The sequence below is a fragment of the Marinitoga lauensis genome, assembly GCF_004135675.1.
GTDB lineage: Bacteria > Thermotogota > Thermotogae > Petrotogales > Petrotogaceae > Marinitoga > Marinitoga lauensis.
This window is the reverse complement of the sequence record NZ_QHLX01000004.1, coordinates 226582-246402: the sequence shown is the minus strand read 5'-3', so window position 1 is coordinate 246402 and position 19821 is coordinate 226582. Positions and strand designations below refer to the sequence as shown.

The window sequence follows — 19821 nt, the reverse complement described above, 5'->3', positions numbered from 1 at the left end:
TGTATAATGATAGACTTTTCTCAATTTCAAATATAGTAAAACCAGAGAATATTCCTATAATGATTAGTAAAATTCCTGTATAATTATTATTAATTTTTTTGTATTCGAAACATGTTATAAAAATAGGGCCTAATAATATAAGAAAATGAAATTTCAAATATAGTCCAAGTATTATCCATATTAATAATAAAATTGGATAATATCTGTAAAAAAATTTTTTGTATTTTTGTTTTAAAATAAAAATCATGATAATAAATATTACTAATAATAAATCACTTAGTATTAACATCATAATTCTCCCTTTAAAAATTATAAAAAAGCATTTATTACTCAGAAATATGGATCATTAAATCAATATTTATTAAATTGTATTTTCAGTTTTTACCATTTTTATTAATATCTTGTATTTTTCCAGAATTATCATTTTTATTTTTTAAGGGTATTTCATTACAACATAGGATAATTTTATTACTACAAATAAAATAACAACTGAAAAGATTAAATTCAAAATATTAATAATGCTTGTTAAAGTGAATTCCATTCTATCCCTCCTGATAATTTTTTTGAAATATAATTTAGATTTTCATATATCCCAAATAATATTATATTAAAGAAAAAAGTGAAAATCAATACAAATAAAAAAATTTACCATATATTTTCAAATTTTAAACTATGAATTAATATATCACATGATAAAAATGTTGTGATATAATTTAAGTGATAATAAATAACGAGGAGTAGGATTATGTCGGAAATAACAAAAAGAGCACTTGCAAATTCATTAAAAAAATTAATGAAAGAAAAACCTTTATCGAAAATTACGGTGAATGATGTGGTTAATGATTGTGGGGTAAATAGAAGAACATTATATTATTATTTTCACGATATATATGAATTATTAGAATGGACATTTATAACAGAAGTAAAAGAAATACTTGGTGAAAACAAGACCTATGATACATGGCAAAAGGGCTTTGTTAGTATTTTAAATTATTTAAAGGAAAATAAAAGGGTAGTATTAAATGCATATAATTCTATAGACAGGAACCGTCTTGAAGACCATCTTTATGATTATGTCGCGAAATTAATATATGATGTTGTAGAGGATATTTCTAAGGATTTAAATGTTTCAGAAAGATCGAAAGAAGATGTTGTGAAATTTTATGAAATAGCACTTACCGGTGTAATAATAGATTGGATAAAACATAAAATGATTGAAGATCCAGAAACTTTAACTCAAAAGTTAAGTAAAATAATAGAAGGCGATATATATAGATCATTAAAGAAGTTTGAAAATGGCTCATAGACACTTCACTTCGTGAAGGATTTTAGGATTATTTTTTTAATATTTTATTTGCGTATAAATTCAAGGGCTCTTGCGAGCCCTTGAATTTATAATAATCCTTCTAATGAGGTATCCTTTAATAATTTTTTTACAAAAAATTCTCCTGGTAATGGTTTATTTCCATATAATGTTTTTGTTGCATTGATAATATGTCTAATATCGTATTTACTTGGATAAATTTCTGGAACCTGTTTATCAAGATTTAATAATTTATATACCGCTATCATTGCAGAACGAACAGAATATTCTACTGTAAATACACAATCGCCTTCTATTTCAACAAATTGTCCAAGAAATGCCAGATTTACACTGCCTTCTGGAACGACTTCTGGTCTGTCTCCTTTAACACGTGGCATAAATTGACTTGTAATATGTGGCATCATTGCAGGAATAACTATTGCACTATCAACAATTTCTTCCATTAATTCTCCTTCTACACCAATGTGGTATAATAATTCTCTTAATAACTCTTCACCAGTACATTCGCTCATTTTCTTTTTAATATAATCACCTTCATTATCAGCAAATAAACCATATGCCCATAATACCAATACATCATCTGGTTGGTTAGCAAAGTGAGGCTGTCTGCTTAATGTAAAGCTCATTCCCCAATTTGAATCTTTTATTGTAATTATTCCACCAGTTACAACTCTTCCAGAATAAGGATCTCTATTTGTAAGGTCTTTAATAATATCAGCTATTTTTGAATCTTTAAAGGTTACAGTAAATGACTCCCATTTTGTTTTATCGATATTTTCATAAAATACCTCAGGTCTTCCAAATGATGGATCTTTTGCAGCAATGTTCTTCCATAAACTCCATACAGGTCCTAATTCTCTATTTAATTCTGGAGCTTTATCCATACTTCCAAGTGTTGAATTTTCTGTCATTGAACCGTTGATTACAAACACCAAATCGTTTCTCGTAGTTTTTATATGTTTTTCTTCACCATTTTGAACTAAGTGAATTCCAGTTACAACTTTTTCTTTACCAGAAATTTCAATATCTAAATCAGTAACTAATGTATTATTTTCGATTTTTACTCCATGATCCTCTAACCATTTTACTAAAGGTAATACAAATGAGTCATATTGATTATATCTTGAGAATAATATATTTCTTAATTCTGTCATTCCTGGTAATAAATGTATGAATCTTTCCATATATCTTTTCATTTCAACAACACTATGCCATGTTTGGAAAGCAAACATAGAACGCCATAATAACCACATATTTGTTTCAAAATAATCTGGAGTAAAGAATTGTTCTACAGTTAAGTCACCTAAATCTTCTTCTTTTGCTAAAAATAGTTTTGTTAATTGTTTTATGTGATGATCTTTTAATCCTAAAGTAGATGAATCAACCTCTTCTCCTCTATTTTGAATTACCCTTTTTGCTGAAACATTGGGATCCCAATCATTGATTTCTTTCATATCATCTAAAACAGTTCTTTCTGGATCTTCTAATGTTGGAATATCACCAAATAAGTCCATGTACATTCGTAATGTTCTTCCATTTCCCTACCGCCACGAATTATATAACCATCTTCAAGGTTTCCTGCACCGTCTAATGCTCCACCATTTACGTTTTTCCTTTCAAATATGGTGATATTTTTTCCATCCATATGGCCATCTCTTATTAAGAAAAAAGCTGCTGCTAATGTTGCAATTCCTGAACCAACGAGATATGCTTTTTTGTTTTCTATTCCTTCAGGTTTTTTTGCATGATATTTTAATTGATAGCTGCCCATGTTATCACTCCTTCATCCAAAATCTTCAAGTAATTTTAGTATACTCTTATTTTTTGTGTTGTAAATTATCAAAAACCTTTATTTGTGCAAATTTGCAACATATTGGATGATTTGTGTAAAAATGTGATATTATATATTATGACTATAATTTTTCGGGAGGGATAGTGATGAAATATGTAGATCGAAGAGGAACATATTCTATTAAATGGGATTGGTATGAGTGGAATAAAAATTTATTTTTAGATAAAGATGTATTACCTATGTGGGTTGCAGATATGGATTTTGAAGCACCTGAAGAAGTTATAAAAGTTTTAAAAAATAGAATAGATCATGGTGTTTATGGATATACATATGAACCAACAGAATTAGAAGAGAACATTATAAATTGGCTTGAATACAAGCATAATTGGCAAGTTGATAAAAACTGGATATTATCTACACATGGTGTAATACCGGCATTAAATTTTTCTATTCAATTGTATACGAATCCGGGGATAAAATATTAATCCAAACCCCTGTTTATCCTCCGTTTATGAGTTCCGTTAAAAATAATAATAGAGAATTAGTTATAAACGAATTGGTATTGAAAGATAATAGATATGAAATTGACTTTGACGATTTTGAAGAAAAATTGAAAGAATCAAAGATGTTTATCCTTTGTAGTCCTCATAATCCAATTGGAAGGGTTTGGAGCAAAGAAGAATTGGAAAGAATAGGTGAATTATGTTTGAAACATGATGTATTAATAATATCAGATGAAATACATGCAGACCTGACATTTGAAAATGTAAATCACATACCAATAGCTTCTATTTCAGAGGATATAGCACAAAATACCATTACATTAATGGCTCCAAGTAAAACATTTAATATTGCTGGATTTCATTATGCTTTTACGGTTATAAAAAACGATAAATTAAGAAGAATTTTTAAAAATTGGATACAACGTTCTGGATTGTATTTACACAATATAGCAGGTATTATTGCAGCAAACGCAGCATATAAATATGGTAAAGAATGGTTAAAAGAAACTATGAAATATATCGAGGACAATTATAATTATGTAAAAGAATACTTTGAGAAAAATATTCCAGAAGTGAAAGTTACAAAGTCTGAAGGGACTTTTTTAGTATGGCTTGATTTTAGACAATTAGGATTATCTCAAAATGAATTAAAAGAATTATTAGAAAAGAAAGCTAAGGTTGGGATGAATTCTGGAAGTACATTTGGTCCAGGTGGAGAAGGATTTATGAGAATGAACATAGCAACATCAAGGAAAAATATAGAAATAGCATGTAATAGAATAAAAAATGCAATAAAAGGATTGTAGTGGTTATCCACTACAATCCTTTTATTTAAATCACTCATTACCTGCGATATCTATTTCAGAGATGATGACAGAAGGTGAAATTGTTCCACCAAAGGAAATCCACATATCATTTCCCACAGCTTCTACTTTCTTTAAAATATCAAGGAAATTACCAGAAACAGTAATTTGTTCTACTCCACCAACAATTTTACCATTTTCAACCTTTAATCCCTGAGCTCCTAATGAAAATTCACCAGAAACCGGATTAGCACCTGAATGTAATCCTTCTAAAGAGGTTATTATAATTCCATTATCCAATTCTTTTAATAAGTCATCAAATGATTTCTCTCCTGGTTCAACCAATAAGTTTATTGGAGCTATACCTCCTCCTGAAGCATTGCCAGTAGATTTTTTGCCTTCCTTTTTTGCTGTTTTTAAATTATATAAAAATGTTTTAAATTCGCCATTTCCTATAATATTTTTTTCTTTTGTTGGTACTCCTTCACTATCAAAAGCGGCATTTGATAATGAACCTTCGTAGAATGGCACATCTTTTATTTTTAATATATCACTTGCAATTTTTTCTCTTATTTTTCCTTTTAAAGGAGACATGTTTTTCTGTGCATTTTCTGCAGAAATCATAGGTATTAACATTGTAGAAAGCAATGAAGCAAATTCGTCCTTTCTAAATATTACTCTGTATTTTCCGCTTTTTACGGATTTTGCACCTATCTTTGCTTTAGCTTCTTCTACGGCTTTCGTACTAATCTCTTCAATATTTAAATTTTCTGGTTTTGTAGTAAGGCCATACCAGAATCCTGAACGTGGTGATTTATCCTTAGCAACAACAGAAAGATAAGCATATCCCCATCACCTTTATATGTTTTATCCAAACCAAGAGTATTTGCCATAGATATTTCTCTTACCTGATGACCTAAAACAGTCATAGGAACCATCATGATATTTTCATCAGATGAAGCAATTTCATACATTTTATTCAGCTTTTCCATTTTTTCTTTTACGCTTAATTTTTCGAAGTCTCCATAATATGACTTAATATCTAAATATTCTCCTGAACCATCATAAAAGAGGTTTTCCTCTTCGGAATCAATTATTTCATAGTTTGTTATAGCTTCTTCCAATAATTTCTCAGGACTATCAAAAATAGTGGTTGAAGCAGAACCAACTTTTCCATCTTTTAATACTTTTAAGGATATTGAACTGCTATTTGCATCTTTATATTCATCCATTTGACCATTAGCAAGTCTTAATGAAAATTCATAATTTTTAGAATATAAAATTTGAGCTTCAAATCCTTTTTCTTTCGCTAATTTGAATATTTTATCTTTAAATTCATTATATTTCATTTGTTTCGCCCCCAACGATTATTTCAGAAACCCTTATAGTTGGTTGTCCTACGTCTGCAGGAATGCTACCAGAAATTGAACCACACATTCCCTGACCTCTTGCTATATCGTTTCCTACCATATCTATTTTTTGTATTATTTCATAACCTTTTCCAATTAATGTTGCGCCTCTAATAGGTTTTGTGATTTTTCCGTTTTCTATTAAATAACCCTCATTAATTGCGAAATTAAACTCTCCTGTTGAAGGATTTACTGAACCGCCCCCATTCTTTTAGCATATATACCGTATTCGGTATTTGCAATTATTTCTTCTGGATAATTATCACCAGGTAAAATAAATGTATTTGTCATTCTTGATGTTGGAGCAAATGTATAATTTTGTCTTCTTGCACTACCTGTTGGTTCCATATTCATTCTTCTTCCGCCTAATTTATCAATCATATAACCTTTTAATACACCTTTTTCTATTAAAAGATTTCTTCTTGTTGGAGTCCCTTCATCGTCTACATTCGTTGAACCCCATGCATTTGGAATAGTTCCATCATCAACAGCCGATACACATTCTGCAGCAACCTTTTGACCCAATTTTCCTGCAAAAACAGAAGCGCCTTTTGCTACAGATGTAGCTTCTAATGCATGACCAACAGCTTCATGGAAAATAACTCCACCAAATTCATTTGCAATAACAACCGGAAATTTTCCAGCAGGAGCAGGATCCGCTTTTACCATTTTGGCAGCTGTTCTTGCAGCTACTTTTCCGGCTTCTTCAACATCTATTCTATCAAAAAACTCAAAGCCCATACCGGCACCAGGGCCATAGAATCCAGTTTCCATAACACCATTGTGTTCTGCAACAGCAGAAATCATTAAACGAGTTCTAACTCTATTATCTTCAACAAAAATACCTTCAGAATTAGCAATTAATACATTTTGATTATATTCCCAATATCTTACAACAACCTGTTTTATTAAATCTGAATAATTTTTTGCAGCTGCATATGCTCTTTTCATCACATCAACTTTTTTCTTTTTTGTTATATCTTCTGGATATAACAAAACAACATGTTTATTTTCAAATTTTCTTTCAGTAAGATTTAATGTTAAATCTTTTGCTTTTATTTCACCTAAAGCTTCTCCCACTCTTTTTGCAACGTTTAATAAGCTTTCCCTGCTCAAATCATTTGTATACGCATAAACTGCCTGAGTGTTTAAAAAACCTCTTATACCTATTCCAAAAGTATTTCCAGAAGAAGCGTTTTCTAAATTACCATTTTTCATTTCAAATGAGTTACTATATCGTTTTTCTACAAACACTTCTGCAAAATCGCCCCCGTATTTTAATACGGTTCCAATAATTTCGTTAATTAATTCTTTACTTAACACCATCTCACCCCGTTATTTTAGTACATTCAATTATAACATAAAAACCAGTAATTCGCAAAGCGAATTACTGGTTAAAAAAACTATTAAATGTATCTATAATATAATCAATCATTTCATCGGTTATTCCTGGATATACCCCTATAAAGAATGTATTATTCATTATTATATCTGTATTTGTTAAATTACCATGAATTTTATATTTTACATCTTCATATGCCGGTTGTCTTGTAAGATTTCCGCCAAATAGCATCCTTGTCATTATTTTATTTTTTTCAAGATATGTTACTATATCCCATCGTGAAAATATGTCGTTATCTTTTACTGTTATTGGAAATCCAAACCATGATGGGTCACTATTTGGTGTTGGTTCGGGTAATATTAGATATTCTTCAAATTGTTTCAATCCTTCTTTTAATAGTTTAAAATTCCTTTTTCTTTTTTCTATGAATTCCGGTAATTTTTTTAATTGAGCTACACCAACTGCAGCCTGCATATCCGTTAATTTTAAATTGTATCCTATGTGTGAATATACATATTTATGATCATATCCAAATGGCAATGTGCCAAATTGTTGTTTGAAACGCATTCCACATGTATTACTAACTCCAGGTTCGCAATAACAATCTCTTCCCCAATCTCTAAATGATTTTATTATTCTTTCTAATTCTAAATTATTTGTTAATACCGCTCCTCCTTCACCCATTGTTATATGATGTGCTGGATAAAAGCTTACAGTTGCTATATCCCAAATGTTCCTACAAGTTTCCCATTATATGTTGATCCAACTGCATCACATACATCTTCTATTACCCAGAGATTATATTTTTTTGCTACATTCATTACAATATCTAAATTAAATGGATTTCCTAATGTGTGTGCTATCATTATTGCTTTTGTTTTTTCTGTTATTGCTTTTTCTATCTCTTCTGCCTTTATATTGTATGTTGGTATATCTACATCTATAAATACTGGTATTGCTCCATTTTGTATTATAGGGTTTACTGTTGTTGGAAAGCCAGCAGCTACTGTTATTACTTCATCTCCAGGTTTTATTCTTCTTTCTCCTAATTTTTTTGAAGTTAATGCGGTTAATGCCAGAAGATTGGCAGATGATCCGGAATTTACAAGAATAACGCTTTTTATACCGAAGAATTTAGCAAACTCATATTCGAATTTTTCTGCAAACCTTCCTGTTGTTAACCATCCATCTAATGATGCTTCTACCAGATTTATATATTCTTCTTCATCAAATACTCTACCTGCAAAGGGTATCATTGTTTTTCCGGGAATAAATTCTTTTTTTATTTTATTTTTTGCATATTTTTTGTGAGTTCTATTATTTCTTTTCTTAACTCTTCCATTTTTATTCCTCCAGCCACTTTATTTTACTTTCATAATATTCTATTTGTTTTATACATAGATTATATACATCTTCTTTTGATAATTTTTATACCAATCGGTAGTTAATTTTATTGTTTCTTCTATATTCAGTGTTGGTTCCCAATTGAGATAAAATCTTGCTTTATTGATATCAAGATTTAATAATTTTGCTTCATGTGGATGATTTTTGTTTGATATATCTTTCCAACTACCTTTTCCATAATTTTTTATTACTTTTTCTACTATTTCTTTTACAGTTATTATTGAATTTAAATGAGGTCCAAAGTTCCATGGACCACTGTATTTTTCTGGATTTTCCAGTATTTTTGAACCCAATAATAAATACCCACTTAACGGTTCTAATACGTGTTGCCATGGTCTTACTGAATCAGGACTTCTTATTTCTATTGGAATATCTTTTTCCAGTGCTCTTATACAATCAGGTATTATTCTATCTTTAGCCCAATCTCCGCCACCAATTACGTTTCCAGCCCTTACAGTTGCTATTGCTTTTTTTGTTCGTTGGGTTTTTCTGGGTTAAAAAAAGATTTTAAATATGCATTTGATACGATTTCACTTGCCCCTTTGCTTGCACTGTATGGATCATATCCTCCAACTGGATCATTTTCTCTATATCCCCATATCCATTCCTGATTTTCATAGCATTTGTCGGAGGTTATATTAATTAATATTTTTGACTCTCTTTCATTTCTAAAGGCTTCCAATACATTTATTGTTCCCATTATATTTGTTTCAAGAGTTTCTCTGGGAATTTCATATGATAATCTTACCAGTGGTTGTGCAGCCAGATGAAATACTATTTCTGGTTTATATTTATTGAATACGCTTTTTAAATTATCATAATCTCTTATATCTCCTCTAATATCTATAATTTTCTCCGATAATTTTGAGAGAACAAAGTTATCTTTTTCTGTGTAGGGATCTAAAGCATACCCTATTACTTCAGCTCCCATTTTTAGTAGCCATAATGTTAACCACGAACCTTTGAAACCTGTATGACCTGTTATTAACACTCTTTTGTTTTTGTAGAATTTTTTCATTTTATTCACCTACTATATTAAGAATCTCTCTGAAAGAGCTTATAACATATGAACAATTTTTTTTGAGATAATTTATATCTTTACAAAAACCAAAATCTACGCATATAATATCGATGTTATTATATTTTCCTGCATTTATATCGCTTTGAGTATCTCCGATTATTATGCTTTCATTTATAGGGATATTGTGTTTTTTTATTAAATCCTTTAATCTTTCGGATTTGGGTGGGATTTTTCCTTCAAGTGGAACACCAGAAATTTCTTTGAAAAATTTTGACATGTTGAATTTTTCTAATATTTGTTCTGCAAAAATAAGTGGTTTTGAGGTTATAATATACATTTCTTTATTTTTATTGAGTAATTGTTCCAGTGTTTTAATTACATCTGGAAATAATTGTAGTTTAAAAACACCTTCGGTGGCATAAATTTGTCGAAAATCATTTCGTACTTTAGTTTTTATTTCTGAATCGTCTTTAAATAATATGTTCATTATTTCATCAAGTGTGGGACCTATTAATTTTACAATTTCTGATTCTTCCAATGGTTTTAGATGATTAAGTTGATAGGCTTTTTTCATTGAATATATTATTCCTTCTGATGTGTCAAAAAGTGTTCCATCCATGTCGAAAAAGAGATATTTATAAGACATATTTTCCTCCTTAAAATTCCATTATTTTATTGAATTCTTCTCTATTTAAATATGGCCATAAATCTTCCATTGGTAGGGTAATAATTTTATCATTCTCTACTTTTGATTTTGTTCTTGGCATGGTTGTAAATGTTTGAGGGATTTTTACATTACATATTACAGGTCCATTATATTCCAATATTTCGTCAATTTTTTTAATTAAATCATCATTGGTTTTTAATTCATAAAATTTTAGGTCATAAGCGTTTGCCAATTTTTCCATGGAAGGTAATGTTAAACCGCTCTCTTCATTACTACCAACATAATTGCCATTGAAATAATTATTTTGAGTATTAACAATAGAACCATATCCATTATTATCAAGTACAAAACATTTAAGGTTTAAGTTTAATCTTCTTAATGTTTCCAGTTCCTGGATATTCATTTGAATTCCACCATCACCTGTTATACATACAGTTCTTCTATTTAAAGCAATTGCTCCTGCTATGGAAGCAGGTAATCCAAATCCCATGGAACCAAAACCTTCATTATTATAAACTCTTTGCCCTTTTTTTATCTTGAAAGATTGCATAGTTATTTCGCTACACACACCAGAACTACCTGGAATAATAGCATCATTTTCCGTTAATTTTTTTGATAAAACATCAATTAAAACATATGGATTAACATAATCCTTTTCTTTATAATATTCTTCTAATATAATAGGGTATTTATTTTTTAAATACGAACAAAAGTTAAGCCATTCTTCTTTTTTTTCAAAATGCATATTTTGTATTTTTTTATTTAATATTTCTAAGAAATCATAAGCATTTGCCTGTATTTTTAATTCTATATCCATATCCAATTTATTAATCTCATTTATATCAATATCAACTATTATTTTTTAGCATTTGGAGCAAAATTTTTATGATTATATGCAGTTTGGCCTGTGTCCAATCTTGCCCTATTGAAATAAATAGATCTGATTTTTGCTGAATAAAATTAGCATATCTTGAAGCAATAGCTCCAGGTCTTCCGAAATTTAAAGGATCATTTTCATCTAAAAAATCAATAACTTTCCATGTCAATAATACAGGTATATTTAATTTTCTAATTGCTTTTTGAAATAAAATTTCAGCATTTCCAAGTCTTATACCATTACCTGCTAAAATTACTGGTCTTTGAGATTTTTTTATCATATCAATAACTTTATCAACCTTTTCTTCAAGTTTATTATCAATCTTTTTTTCTTTATCTGGAATGAATCCTTTTAGATTCTTTTCATCTATCATAGCTGCTTGAACGTCAAGAGGTATATCTATCCACACAGGTCCTGGACGATTATTTTTTGCAAGATAAACAGCTTTTTCAAGGTGATAACGAATTTCTTCTGGATTCATTACGGTAACGGCATATTTTGTAATAGGTTTTACAATGGAAATAATATCTATTTCTTGAAATCCTTTTTGTCTTACGCCAGAATCTTTGATCATATCAGCTCTTTTTACCTGGCCGGATATTATTAACATTGGAATGGAATCTACCCAGCCTGCAGCTACACCAGTAATTGCATTTGTTCCACCTGGTCCAGTTGTAACCAATCCTACTGCAATATTATTATTAGCTTCTGCATAGGATTCAACGCTTATAGATACGGCCTGTTCATTTAAGTTTGTTATATATTTTAACCTCTTATTTCTACCAAGGGAATCAACAAGATGCATACATCCTCCACCTGGGAGCATAAAGACATGTTTTATACCAAGGTCTGCAATAAAATCAAATACATAGTCTGATAATTTTTTCATTTTATCAACCTCTTTCCTTATAAAATCTAATAGTTTTCTTTATTGCGGTATATATATCAGTATATTCATCCACATTAAGTTCTGATTTTATTTTCTCAACGGAAGGTATATATTTATCTATTTTATTCTCATTTTTCTGTCCTTTTATTATTACCGGGACATTTGTAGGAATTGAATGAGAAATAATCTCAGCAATTTCCTTTATTGTATAAGGTTTTTCTGAACCAACGTTATATATACTCATGTTTTTTGAGTTTAATAGTATTTTTAAAAACCATATAATAGCATCTCCAGCATATAGATAAGATCGTATAGGGAACCATCGCTTTTTATAACAATAGGTTCGTTGTTTATGGCATTTTTTATAAAATTACCTATTGCATAATGAAGATTTAATTGTAAATAAGGTCCAACAAAAGCAAAACCTCTTGCTATAGCAACATCAAAATGGTATTCTTTGGAATATTGCAGGGTTAAAAATTCCGCGCTTTTTTTTCCAATAGAAAGTGCGGCGTTGGGATCGTTTAAACATAAATTTCCGCAGTATTCTTCGGGATTTTATCATAAAAAAGAGGATGAGTTCCATAAACCTTTCCGGAACTCATGTATAAAAATTTTTTAACTTTTTGTTCTTTAGCAAAATCCAGAATTCTTTTTGTGCCGTCAGTTATTATGCTCAATCTGGATATTTGACTTTCTCCACGGAACCAGCCTTCTGCAGAAGCACTTGCGCCATGAATAATATAAGAAAAATTTTCTTTTGGAAACCTGAAATCTCTTATATCTCCTTTATAAAAAGTAATATTTTTATTGATGAAATATGGATATTTTTCTTTAAAGGTTTCTGGATTTCTGGATAATACACCAATATGTATATTAAGATTTAATTGTTCATTAGCGTATAATAATGTTTCAAGAAACCATTTGCCAAAAAAACCAGTACCGCCAGTAATAAATATATTTTCATTTTTTAATTTATATATATCATCTTTTAGTTTTTTTATTATGAATTTAAGGTCTTCTAATAAAGGGAGTTTATTCATAAATTATTTCCTCCATCGTAGATAACCATTTTTTGTTTTTTCTGCTTTTAATTCTTTCTCATTTTTTATATAATCATTTTCATCAAATACTTTAAACCATGGTACAGGTAAAGGTTTATTACCATAAATTCTTTTTGAATCATATTCTTCAATAAAATGCTTATCTTCGGCAATAAGACAGGTATCAACATATTTACCAAACCATTTTATGTTTAAACCTCTTTCTATAATATCCTTTAACGGTTCTTCAAAAACATTTCCTAAAGAAGTATGAATGTAAGGGCATGGCATTACATCACCATATTGAGTAACGGAGATCATTCTTTTTACAGCTATACACCCAAGATCAAGGCCATAACCAGGAGTTAAATGTGTAAATACATTATATTTTTTTTCTAATTGTCTTACATAGTCCATATCTTCTTTTGTAACTAATACATCATAATTTCCTTCCCAATTTCCAACAGGTTTAGCATAGGTGACGAATACGCCAACATCCTTTGCATTTAAGAATTTTAAAAAGTTTTCGAATTCTTCAGAATGAACTCTTTGTTTTGTAACGACAGTTTGAACTATGATATTTAACCCTGCTTTTTTTGCTGCATCTATAGCTCGTAGAGCTCTTTCATGAGACCCTTTTTTTCTTCTAAATTCGTCATGCTCTTTTGCGTCGAGACTATCTAAACTCAATTGAATTTTATCAACGCCCATTTCTTTTAAATGGAAAGCTTTTTCTTCATCAAAAAACCATCCATTTGTGTCAAGAGAGATGTAAAATTTTTGCGGATCTATAGCTCTTATAACATCATCTAAATCAGGAAAAACAAGAGGTTCACCGCCGGTAATTACAAAATGTGCGAGTCCCATTTCATCTGCCTGCCTTGCAAGTTCTTCAACGTCTTTTGGGGTAAAACTACGTGCTCCCGGTTTTCTTAACTGAGAAATACCACAATGAACACAATCAAAATTACATGCGTAATTATATTGAAATTGTATTATGGCGATACTTTCTCCTCTTTTTACTTTCTCTTCGAATTTCATTATTTTTTCATATACATATGGTTTTGTTTCTTTTAAAATATTTCTTTTTAAGCTTTCCGTTTCCTGAACCTTATAATCAATTTTTTTATCCATAAATGCACCTCCAGTGGTTAATAATCAGGAAATTATTTCGAATTGTGCCAGTGATACACCTGATTTTGTTTTAATATATAAACTTTTATTTCTGGGAAATCTCTATTTAATATTTGAGCAATTTCATCCGAATAACTCCCTGCAATAATTAATATCGACTTAACAGGATGTTTCCTTAAATATTCAGGTGAAACTATTTTTATATGTGTAGCAGGAGTATATTTGTTTTGTTTAAATGATGCAGAATCTATAATAAATTTACATTTTTTATATAAATCAGTCATGGCAATAACAGCTAAGGATTGATGTCCCGCACCCCAGATTGCAAAATCGTTATTTTTTTGTATAAAATTAAAAATATTCTTTTTTAAAGTGTTTTCAAAGTTTTTAAAATCTTCTATATCAATTAACTTTCTTTTTTTTACAACGGCAGATAATATATAATCGTTCCAGATTTCATTTATTTCAAGCACCTCAAACCCACTTAAATTTAATGTGAGTTTTAATGTTTCTTTTGTAAAGTATGAAAGATGATCGATAGTGAATTCAGATAACATCTTTTCTTTTAAAATCATATTAAAATTTGGGACTTCCACTATTCCCATTCCATTTTCTGTGAGATTATTCCATATGCCTTTTAAAAAGGTAGTGGGTTGTGGTATATGTTCAAGATAGTTAAAAATGAAAAAAATATCATAAGGATTTTCTGGTATTTTATAATTTCCATTTTCTATAAAACCTTTAAAAACTTTTAAATTCTTTTCTTTGCATATTTTTATATTTTCTTCTGAAAATTCTATTCCATATGCTTCAATATCCAATTCATTTAATATATTCAAATAGTCACAGTTTCCACAGCCTATTTCTATCCCTTTTTTCTGGATAATCTGTATTTTTCAATGAATTTTTTTAATTGATGTATTCTAAATTTTCTCATTTCCTTTGAAACGGAGGTAGCTCTAATTACCTCTTTATAGTATGAAACGGGCTCATTATTAAGTTGAATGAGCCCGCATGCACTACATTGAACTATATTTAAAGTAGTTGGTTTATCCAGATTAAGTGTTTCTTCTGTAGGGAAAAATTGAGAACGAGAAGGCATATTTGGCATCTTTAATAAAGGTATAGTATTGCTTCCACAAATTCGACATTTATGCATTATTCTCACCTTTTGTTATTTTTATATGCTCTTTTATCTTTTTTTCTACTAATTCTGTATAATATAATGGGTTGAAATATCTATGTAAAGCATGTTTTTGACATGTTTTACATAAGGGATGTTCTTCTCTTGCTTTAAGGATTTCTTCAAAGGATATCTCAAGATAGTTATCTGCCAAATTTCTATAAATGTAATTACAACATGGCATTACAGATAAATCCCAATTTATTACAGGAACTATTCTTTTTAAAAGACAGTCTTTTTCCTTTTCTTGCCGTGCATCTTCTAACATTTCATCAAGCGATACAAGCATTAACTCTGCACCTTTTTTTGCATTTTCTGGCAATTTTCCTGTTTCAACATATTCTAATGCATAATCAGGAAATACCATTGATATAGTTGAATTTAGTCTAAATCCAAGTCTATCACATAGCTCTTTCACTTTATAGTATTCATCAATATTTATTTTATTTACATGAAAATATACTTCTACTATTGTATTTGTTTTATATTCTTCTATATATTTATGTAATTTCAAAAGGTTGTTATAAAAAGTTTCCCATTTTCCTCCAGTATGGGTTATTTCATAATGTTCTGGCCCATATCCAGAGACAGAGACTCTTATTTGGGGTGGTCTGGCTTTTATTATGTTTTCAAGATATTTTCCATAATTCAAATTTGTTGAAATTCCGCTGGCGATACCATATTCATTGTTAATTGTTATTATTTTATCCAATTCAGGATGTAATAGAGGGTCTCCCCATACATATAAATCAACAAGGTATAAAAAAGGCATTTCTTTTATTAATTTTTCTATTACTTTTTTATAATCATCAACACTCATAAATCCGCTTTTTTTAAATCTATTTCTGAAATCTCCGCGTGGGCAACTAATACATCTTAGATTACATATTCCGGAAATTTCTATTACCGGATAATATGGAGTAAACTTTTGAATGTTTATGAAATCCTTACCTTTTTTTAAGCCATAATTTTCACAGATTTTAAACATTTCTTTATTTTTTTTATCAACACTGGCGGTAAGTATAAATGCATTATTTAATAACTTTTTATTTTCCAGAATATCCATTGGATTTAGTATAGGTATATTTTCGTATGTTGTACCAATAAGCAAAGGAGAACTATCCAGAAAAGCTTTAATTTTAAAACCATTTCTTTGTAAAGCCTTTAAAAAACCTCTACCTTTTTGTCCCGCACCCCAGATATAAAGGTCTCTATCTTTAAACATTTCCTTTGCATCTTTAACTGTATATATGTGATAATTTACGTGAACCTTTGAACGATACTCTGACATGATTTTCCCCCAATCTATAAGGCTAGTTTATATATACTTCTTACATCTTCTTCGGTTAATCGTTTTAATCTTCCAATATATTCTTTTTGTGTTGCATTTTTTACGAGATTTTCTATATCCTTTTCGGTAACACCTATTTCACTTAAGGTTGTAGGCTGTCCAATTTTTTTATACCATTCTATTAAAGCTTCTATACCAAGTTTAGCATCAATTGCATGATTACCAGTATCTATATTGAATATCTTTAATGCAAATCTATCAAATCTTTCTATATGTTGATTATAATTATATTTTAACCATGCCGGGAATATAATAGCCAATCCCTCTCCATGAGCAACATCAAAAAGCGCAGAAAGAGAATGTTCAAGTTCATGGCTTGCCCAGTCTCCTCCTTTTGTTCCAGTTGAAAGAAGTCCGTTTAATGCTAAAGTAGCACTCCATGCAAGGTTTGCTCTGGCTTCATAGTTTTCAGGATCTTTGAGAAGTATTTCAGTGCTATTTATTACTGTTCTTATTATGCCTTCCGCTAATTGCAATTGTATTTCATTATTTTCTGTGCCATCAAAGTAATATTCCATTGCATGACTTATTGTGTCGACGGCACCATTTATAGTTTGTTTTTCAGGTAATGAAAATTGTACCGTGGGATCAATAATCGTTACTTTAGGATATAATACAAGGCCTGAAGTAGTCCATTTTTGTTTTGTTTTTTCATTTGTTATTACTGCATTTCCATTCATTTCAGATCCTGTTGCGGAAAGCGTTAGAATTACAAATAATGGTAAAGCCTTTTTGAATCTATTTTTTGTAGCAAAGGCATTCCAGATATCATCTTCATAATAAAAACCGCCTGCAATAGCTTTTGCAGAATCAATAACACTTCCACCACCAATAGCGAGAATACCGTCTATATCGTTTTTCTTTGCCACTGCTATACCTTCCAACACTTTTGAAAGTCTTGGATTAGGCTTTACTCCAGAAACTTCCACAAAATCTATATCATTTTCTTTTAATGATGATATTACTCTATCATAGACACCATTTTTCTTTATTGACCCTCCACCATAATGGATTAATATTTTTTTCATATTGTTTTTCTTTAACTCTTCTCCAATTTTTTCAATTGTATCCTTCCCGAATATTATCTTTGTTGGATTTTGGAATATAAAATTATTCATTATCTAACCTCCTGAGTATTATTTCTTCTGAATATTTTCTTAGTAAAATATCGATATCTAATCTGTGCAATCCATATTTCTGACATTTTTTGCAAATTTGTTGATTATGTCTTAATTCTAATAATTTATTATATGAAATATCAAGATAATTATTATGTATCTTATTATAATATAAATGACATTGAAATACAGATAAATCCCAGTTTATTATTGGAAATAATCTTTGACATAAACATGGTTTTCCGATTTCACTTTTTATAATTGGGATTATTTTTTCAAAATCCCATGCCAGACTATCCAGAACACTTTTGATTTTATGGTTTATTATATTATATTCAAGATAATAAAGCAGATGATTATAAGGATTTAAATATGCCCATGATGGGGATACTTTAAAGTTATATCTTTTTAGGTATTCTTTTATTTTTTCTAAATCATTTCTATTATCCCTGTATAAGTGAAATAAGAATGAGATTTGTGTTTTAGGTTTATAAATATTTATTAGCTTATATAAAAGTTCAATGTTATTTTTAAAGATAGCCCATGAAGCATTTCCATAATATTTCGGATAATTTTCTTCAAATCCGCTAACGGAAATTATTATCTGTGTTGGGTTGGCTTTAATTAATTTTTCTATATTTTCTGTATATTGTAGATTAGTTTGTATAGATACAGGAACATATTTTTCTGATAAGATAATGATTTTATCAATTTCTGGATTTAATAAAGGTTCGCCCCATAAAGAGAGTTGGACATTAAATAGATTTGGGATATCTGAAATTAATTTTGATAAAACCTTTTTATAGGTATTAAAACGCATAAAGCCTTTTTTTACTTTTAAATTACCTTGAGGGCAAAAATCGCAATTTAAATTGCAATTACCCGATATTTCAACCACTGCTTCAGGTCTCTGCAATTTTATATAGGGAATAAAATCATCATTTTTGGTTAGATTGTTATCTATACACACTTTTTCCATTTCATGTCTATGCTGTGCAGCGGCAAGCATTAAAAAAGCCTTTTTTTCTGTACTTTTTTTATTATATCTTCAATAAAATATACTTTTGAATTATCGATTATTTTATTACTCATATTTTTATTGGAATCACAAAAGCCAGAAACTTCTATATTATTTTTTTCTAACATGCGTTTTAAAGCTCTTCCAAGTTGTCCGGTTCCCCATATATATATATCTTTATTTTTTACTATTTTTATTAATGAATTAATGTCTAACCCTTTATTTGTTTGTAATGGTTTAAACATAAAATTAATCTCCTTTTACAGCGTATAATACTGTTTCACTGATATATCCTGTATAATTTCTTAAATATAATTGATAGTTTTTGTTTAATGATTTTATAAATAAAGGTATTTCCCATATATGTTCTGGAGAATGATAAACGCATATTGCAAGATCAGGATAATTTTCTTTGATGATTTTTTCCGCACCATGTAAGGCTTCTAATTCAGACCCTTCTATATCCATTTGTATAAGTGTTGGTTTATAATTTAATAAAGCATCATCGAGTTTTATTACCTGTATAGCGGTATTTCCATTTTCACTTATACGGCTATTTGTATTATCTCCTTCAGAGAAATAACGTATTTCATTTTTAGAATACACACCACATGGAAAGGTTATTATATATTCTGCTATATTTTCCTTATTAGCATGGAGATAATTAATTAAATTTGAATAATTATTCTTATCCGGTTCAAAACAGGCGATAGATTTCACCTTGCCAACTTTTTGATTTAATTGTTTTATAGTATCACCTGTATAAGCACCACAATTTACCAATCGGTTATAATTTAATTTTATATCGTGAGGGAAATATTGATTTTCAACAGTGTCATAGGGTAATTTTTGTGGATTTTATATATATGTGTTTTAAGGTATTTTATATATATTTCTTTACTCAAATCGTCTTCTAGATAGTCGAATACTTTTAATATTTTTT

At 29.3% G+C, this 19821-nt stretch carries 19 protein-coding genes and 4 pseudogenes; 3 read left to right on the top strand and 20 right to left on the bottom strand.

The window, feature by feature from the left end:
* The first annotated feature begins 745 nt into the window (after nucleotides 1-745).
* On the top strand, nucleotides 746-1306 hold the full coding sequence (locus DJ007_RS08540; protein ID WP_129409214.1) for a TetR/AcrR family transcriptional regulator C-terminal domain-containing protein: 561 nt from the start codon (nucleotides 746-748) through the stop codon (nucleotides 1304-1306).
* An 86-nt stretch (nucleotides 1307-1392) separates the two neighbouring features.
* Here the strand turns inward: DJ007_RS08540 and DJ007_RS08535 are convergent.
* Nucleotides 1393-3095: pseudogene (locus DJ007_RS08535) on the bottom strand (oleate hydratase).
* Between the two features lie 167 nt (nucleotides 3096-3262).
* Between DJ007_RS08535 and DJ007_RS15950 the strand changes: the two are divergent.
* Together DJ007_RS15950 and DJ007_RS08530 are read left to right on the top strand one after the other, a co-directional pair.
* Nucleotides 3263-3601: a beta C-S lyase family protein gene (locus tag DJ007_RS15950; RefSeq protein ID WP_206076254.1), complete on the top strand. Its 339-nt coding sequence runs from the start codon at nucleotides 3263-3265 to the stop codon at nucleotides 3599-3601.
* Nucleotides 3602-3627: 26 nt separating this feature from the next.
* Nucleotides 3628-4425 carry a MalY/PatB family protein gene (locus tag DJ007_RS08530; RefSeq protein WP_240739411.1) on the top strand — a complete coding sequence of 266 codons (798 nt, stop codon included), beginning with the start codon at nucleotides 3628-3630 and terminating at the stop codon, nucleotides 4423-4425.
* Between the two features lie 30 nt (nucleotides 4426-4455).
* Here DJ007_RS08530 and DJ007_RS15945 read toward each other — a convergent pair whose 3' ends face one another.
* From DJ007_RS15945 to DJ007_RS08445, 19 genes and pseudogenes are all read right to left on the bottom strand, one after another.
* The gene (locus tag DJ007_RS15945; RefSeq protein ID WP_240739410.1) at nucleotides 4456-5058 is read right to left on the bottom strand and encodes a metallopeptidase TldD-related protein; all 603 of its coding nucleotides are present in this window, start codon (nucleotides 5056-5058) and stop codon (nucleotides 4456-4458) included.
* Between the two features lie 125 nt (nucleotides 5059-5183).
* The gene (locus DJ007_RS15940) at nucleotides 5184-5771 is read right to left on the bottom strand and encodes a PmbA/TldA family metallopeptidase (protein ID WP_206076253.1); all 588 of its coding nucleotides are present in this window, start codon (nucleotides 5769-5771) and stop codon (nucleotides 5184-5186) included.
* Nucleotides 5761-7157, bottom strand: a pseudogene (locus DJ007_RS08520) (TldD/PmbA family protein). The gene DJ007_RS15940 and the pseudogene DJ007_RS08520 overlap by 11 nt, the downstream one beginning before the upstream one ends.
* Before the next feature lie 61 nt (nucleotides 7158-7218).
* A pseudogene (gene rfbH, locus DJ007_RS08515) lies at nucleotides 7219-8515 on the bottom strand (lipopolysaccharide biosynthesis protein RfbH).
* A 2-nt stretch (nucleotides 8516-8517) separates the two neighbouring features.
* Nucleotides 8518-9595: pseudogene (rfbG, locus tag DJ007_RS20205) on the bottom strand (CDP-glucose 4,6-dehydratase).
* A gap of 1 nt (nucleotide 9596) precedes the next feature.
* Nucleotides 9597-10244, bottom strand: coding sequence for an HAD family hydrolase (locus tag DJ007_RS08505; protein WP_129409213.1), 648 nt, complete (start codon nucleotides 10242-10244; stop codon nucleotides 9597-9599).
* Between the two features lie 10 nt (nucleotides 10245-10254).
* Nucleotides 10255-11082, bottom strand: a complete 828-nt coding sequence (locus DJ007_RS15925; RefSeq protein ID WP_206076249.1) for a thiamine pyrophosphate-dependent enzyme — start codon at nucleotides 11080-11082, stop codon at nucleotides 10255-10257.
* 31 nt (nucleotides 11083-11113) lie between these two features.
* Entirely contained in the window at nucleotides 11114-12031 is a 918-nt protein-coding gene (locus tag DJ007_RS15920) for a thiamine pyrophosphate-binding protein (RefSeq protein ID WP_206076248.1), read from the bottom strand.
* A 4-nt stretch (nucleotides 12032-12035) separates the two neighbouring features.
* On the bottom strand, nucleotides 12036-12275 hold the full coding sequence (locus DJ007_RS08495; RefSeq protein ID WP_129409212.1) for an NAD-dependent epimerase/dehydratase family protein: 240 nt from the start codon (nucleotides 12273-12275) through the stop codon (nucleotides 12036-12038).
* 23 nt (nucleotides 12276-12298) lie between these two features.
* The gene (locus DJ007_RS20200; RefSeq protein ID WP_368359675.1) at nucleotides 12299-12532 is read right to left on the bottom strand and encodes a hypothetical protein; all 234 of its coding nucleotides are present in this window, start codon (nucleotides 12530-12532) and stop codon (nucleotides 12299-12301) included.
* A gap of 23 nt (nucleotides 12533-12555) precedes the next feature.
* The gene (locus tag DJ007_RS08485) at nucleotides 12556-13074 is read right to left on the bottom strand and encodes an NAD-dependent epimerase/dehydratase family protein (protein ID WP_129409211.1); all 519 of its coding nucleotides are present in this window, start codon (nucleotides 13072-13074) and stop codon (nucleotides 12556-12558) included.
* 3 nt (nucleotides 13075-13077) lie between these two features.
* Nucleotides 13078-14208 carry a radical SAM/SPASM domain-containing protein gene (locus DJ007_RS08480; RefSeq protein WP_129409210.1) on the bottom strand — a complete coding sequence of 377 codons (1131 nt, stop codon included), beginning with the start codon at nucleotides 14206-14208 and terminating at the stop codon, nucleotides 13078-13080.
* Between the two features lie 32 nt (nucleotides 14209-14240).
* Complete coding sequence (locus tag DJ007_RS08475; RefSeq protein ID WP_276318726.1) at nucleotides 14241-15071, bottom strand: methyltransferase domain-containing protein; 831 nt, start codon at nucleotides 15069-15071, stop codon at nucleotides 14241-14243.
* A 2-nt stretch (nucleotides 15072-15073) separates the two neighbouring features.
* Entirely contained in the window at nucleotides 15074-15367 is a 294-nt protein-coding gene (locus tag DJ007_RS08470; RefSeq protein WP_129409208.1) for a hypothetical protein, read from the bottom strand.
* Nucleotides 15360-16682, bottom strand: coding sequence for a radical SAM protein (locus tag DJ007_RS08465; RefSeq protein WP_129409207.1), 1323 nt, complete (start codon nucleotides 16680-16682; stop codon nucleotides 15360-15362). The genes DJ007_RS08470 and DJ007_RS08465 overlap by 8 nt, the downstream gene beginning before the upstream one ends.
* A 14-nt stretch (nucleotides 16683-16696) precedes the next feature.
* Complete coding sequence (locus DJ007_RS08460) at nucleotides 16697-17860, bottom strand: iron-containing alcohol dehydrogenase (RefSeq protein ID WP_129409206.1); 1164 nt, start codon at nucleotides 17858-17860, stop codon at nucleotides 16697-16699.
* Nucleotides 17853-18869, bottom strand: coding sequence for a radical SAM protein (locus DJ007_RS08455; protein WP_129409205.1), 1017 nt, complete (start codon nucleotides 18867-18869; stop codon nucleotides 17853-17855). Before DJ007_RS08455 ends, DJ007_RS08460 begins: the two co-directional genes overlap by 8 nt.
* Nucleotides 18869-19123, bottom strand: a complete 255-nt coding sequence (locus DJ007_RS08450) for a nucleoside-diphosphate sugar epimerase/dehydratase (protein ID WP_129409204.1) — start codon at nucleotides 19121-19123, stop codon at nucleotides 18869-18871. Before DJ007_RS08450 ends, DJ007_RS08455 begins: the two co-directional genes overlap by 1 nt.
* A gap of 4 nt (nucleotides 19124-19127) precedes the next feature.
* Nucleotides 19128-19661 (bottom strand): FkbM family methyltransferase, encoded by a 534-nt coding sequence (locus DJ007_RS08445; protein ID WP_165974084.1) that lies wholly within the window; start codon nucleotides 19659-19661, stop codon nucleotides 19128-19130.
* Between the last annotated feature and the right edge of the window lie 160 nt (nucleotides 19662-19821).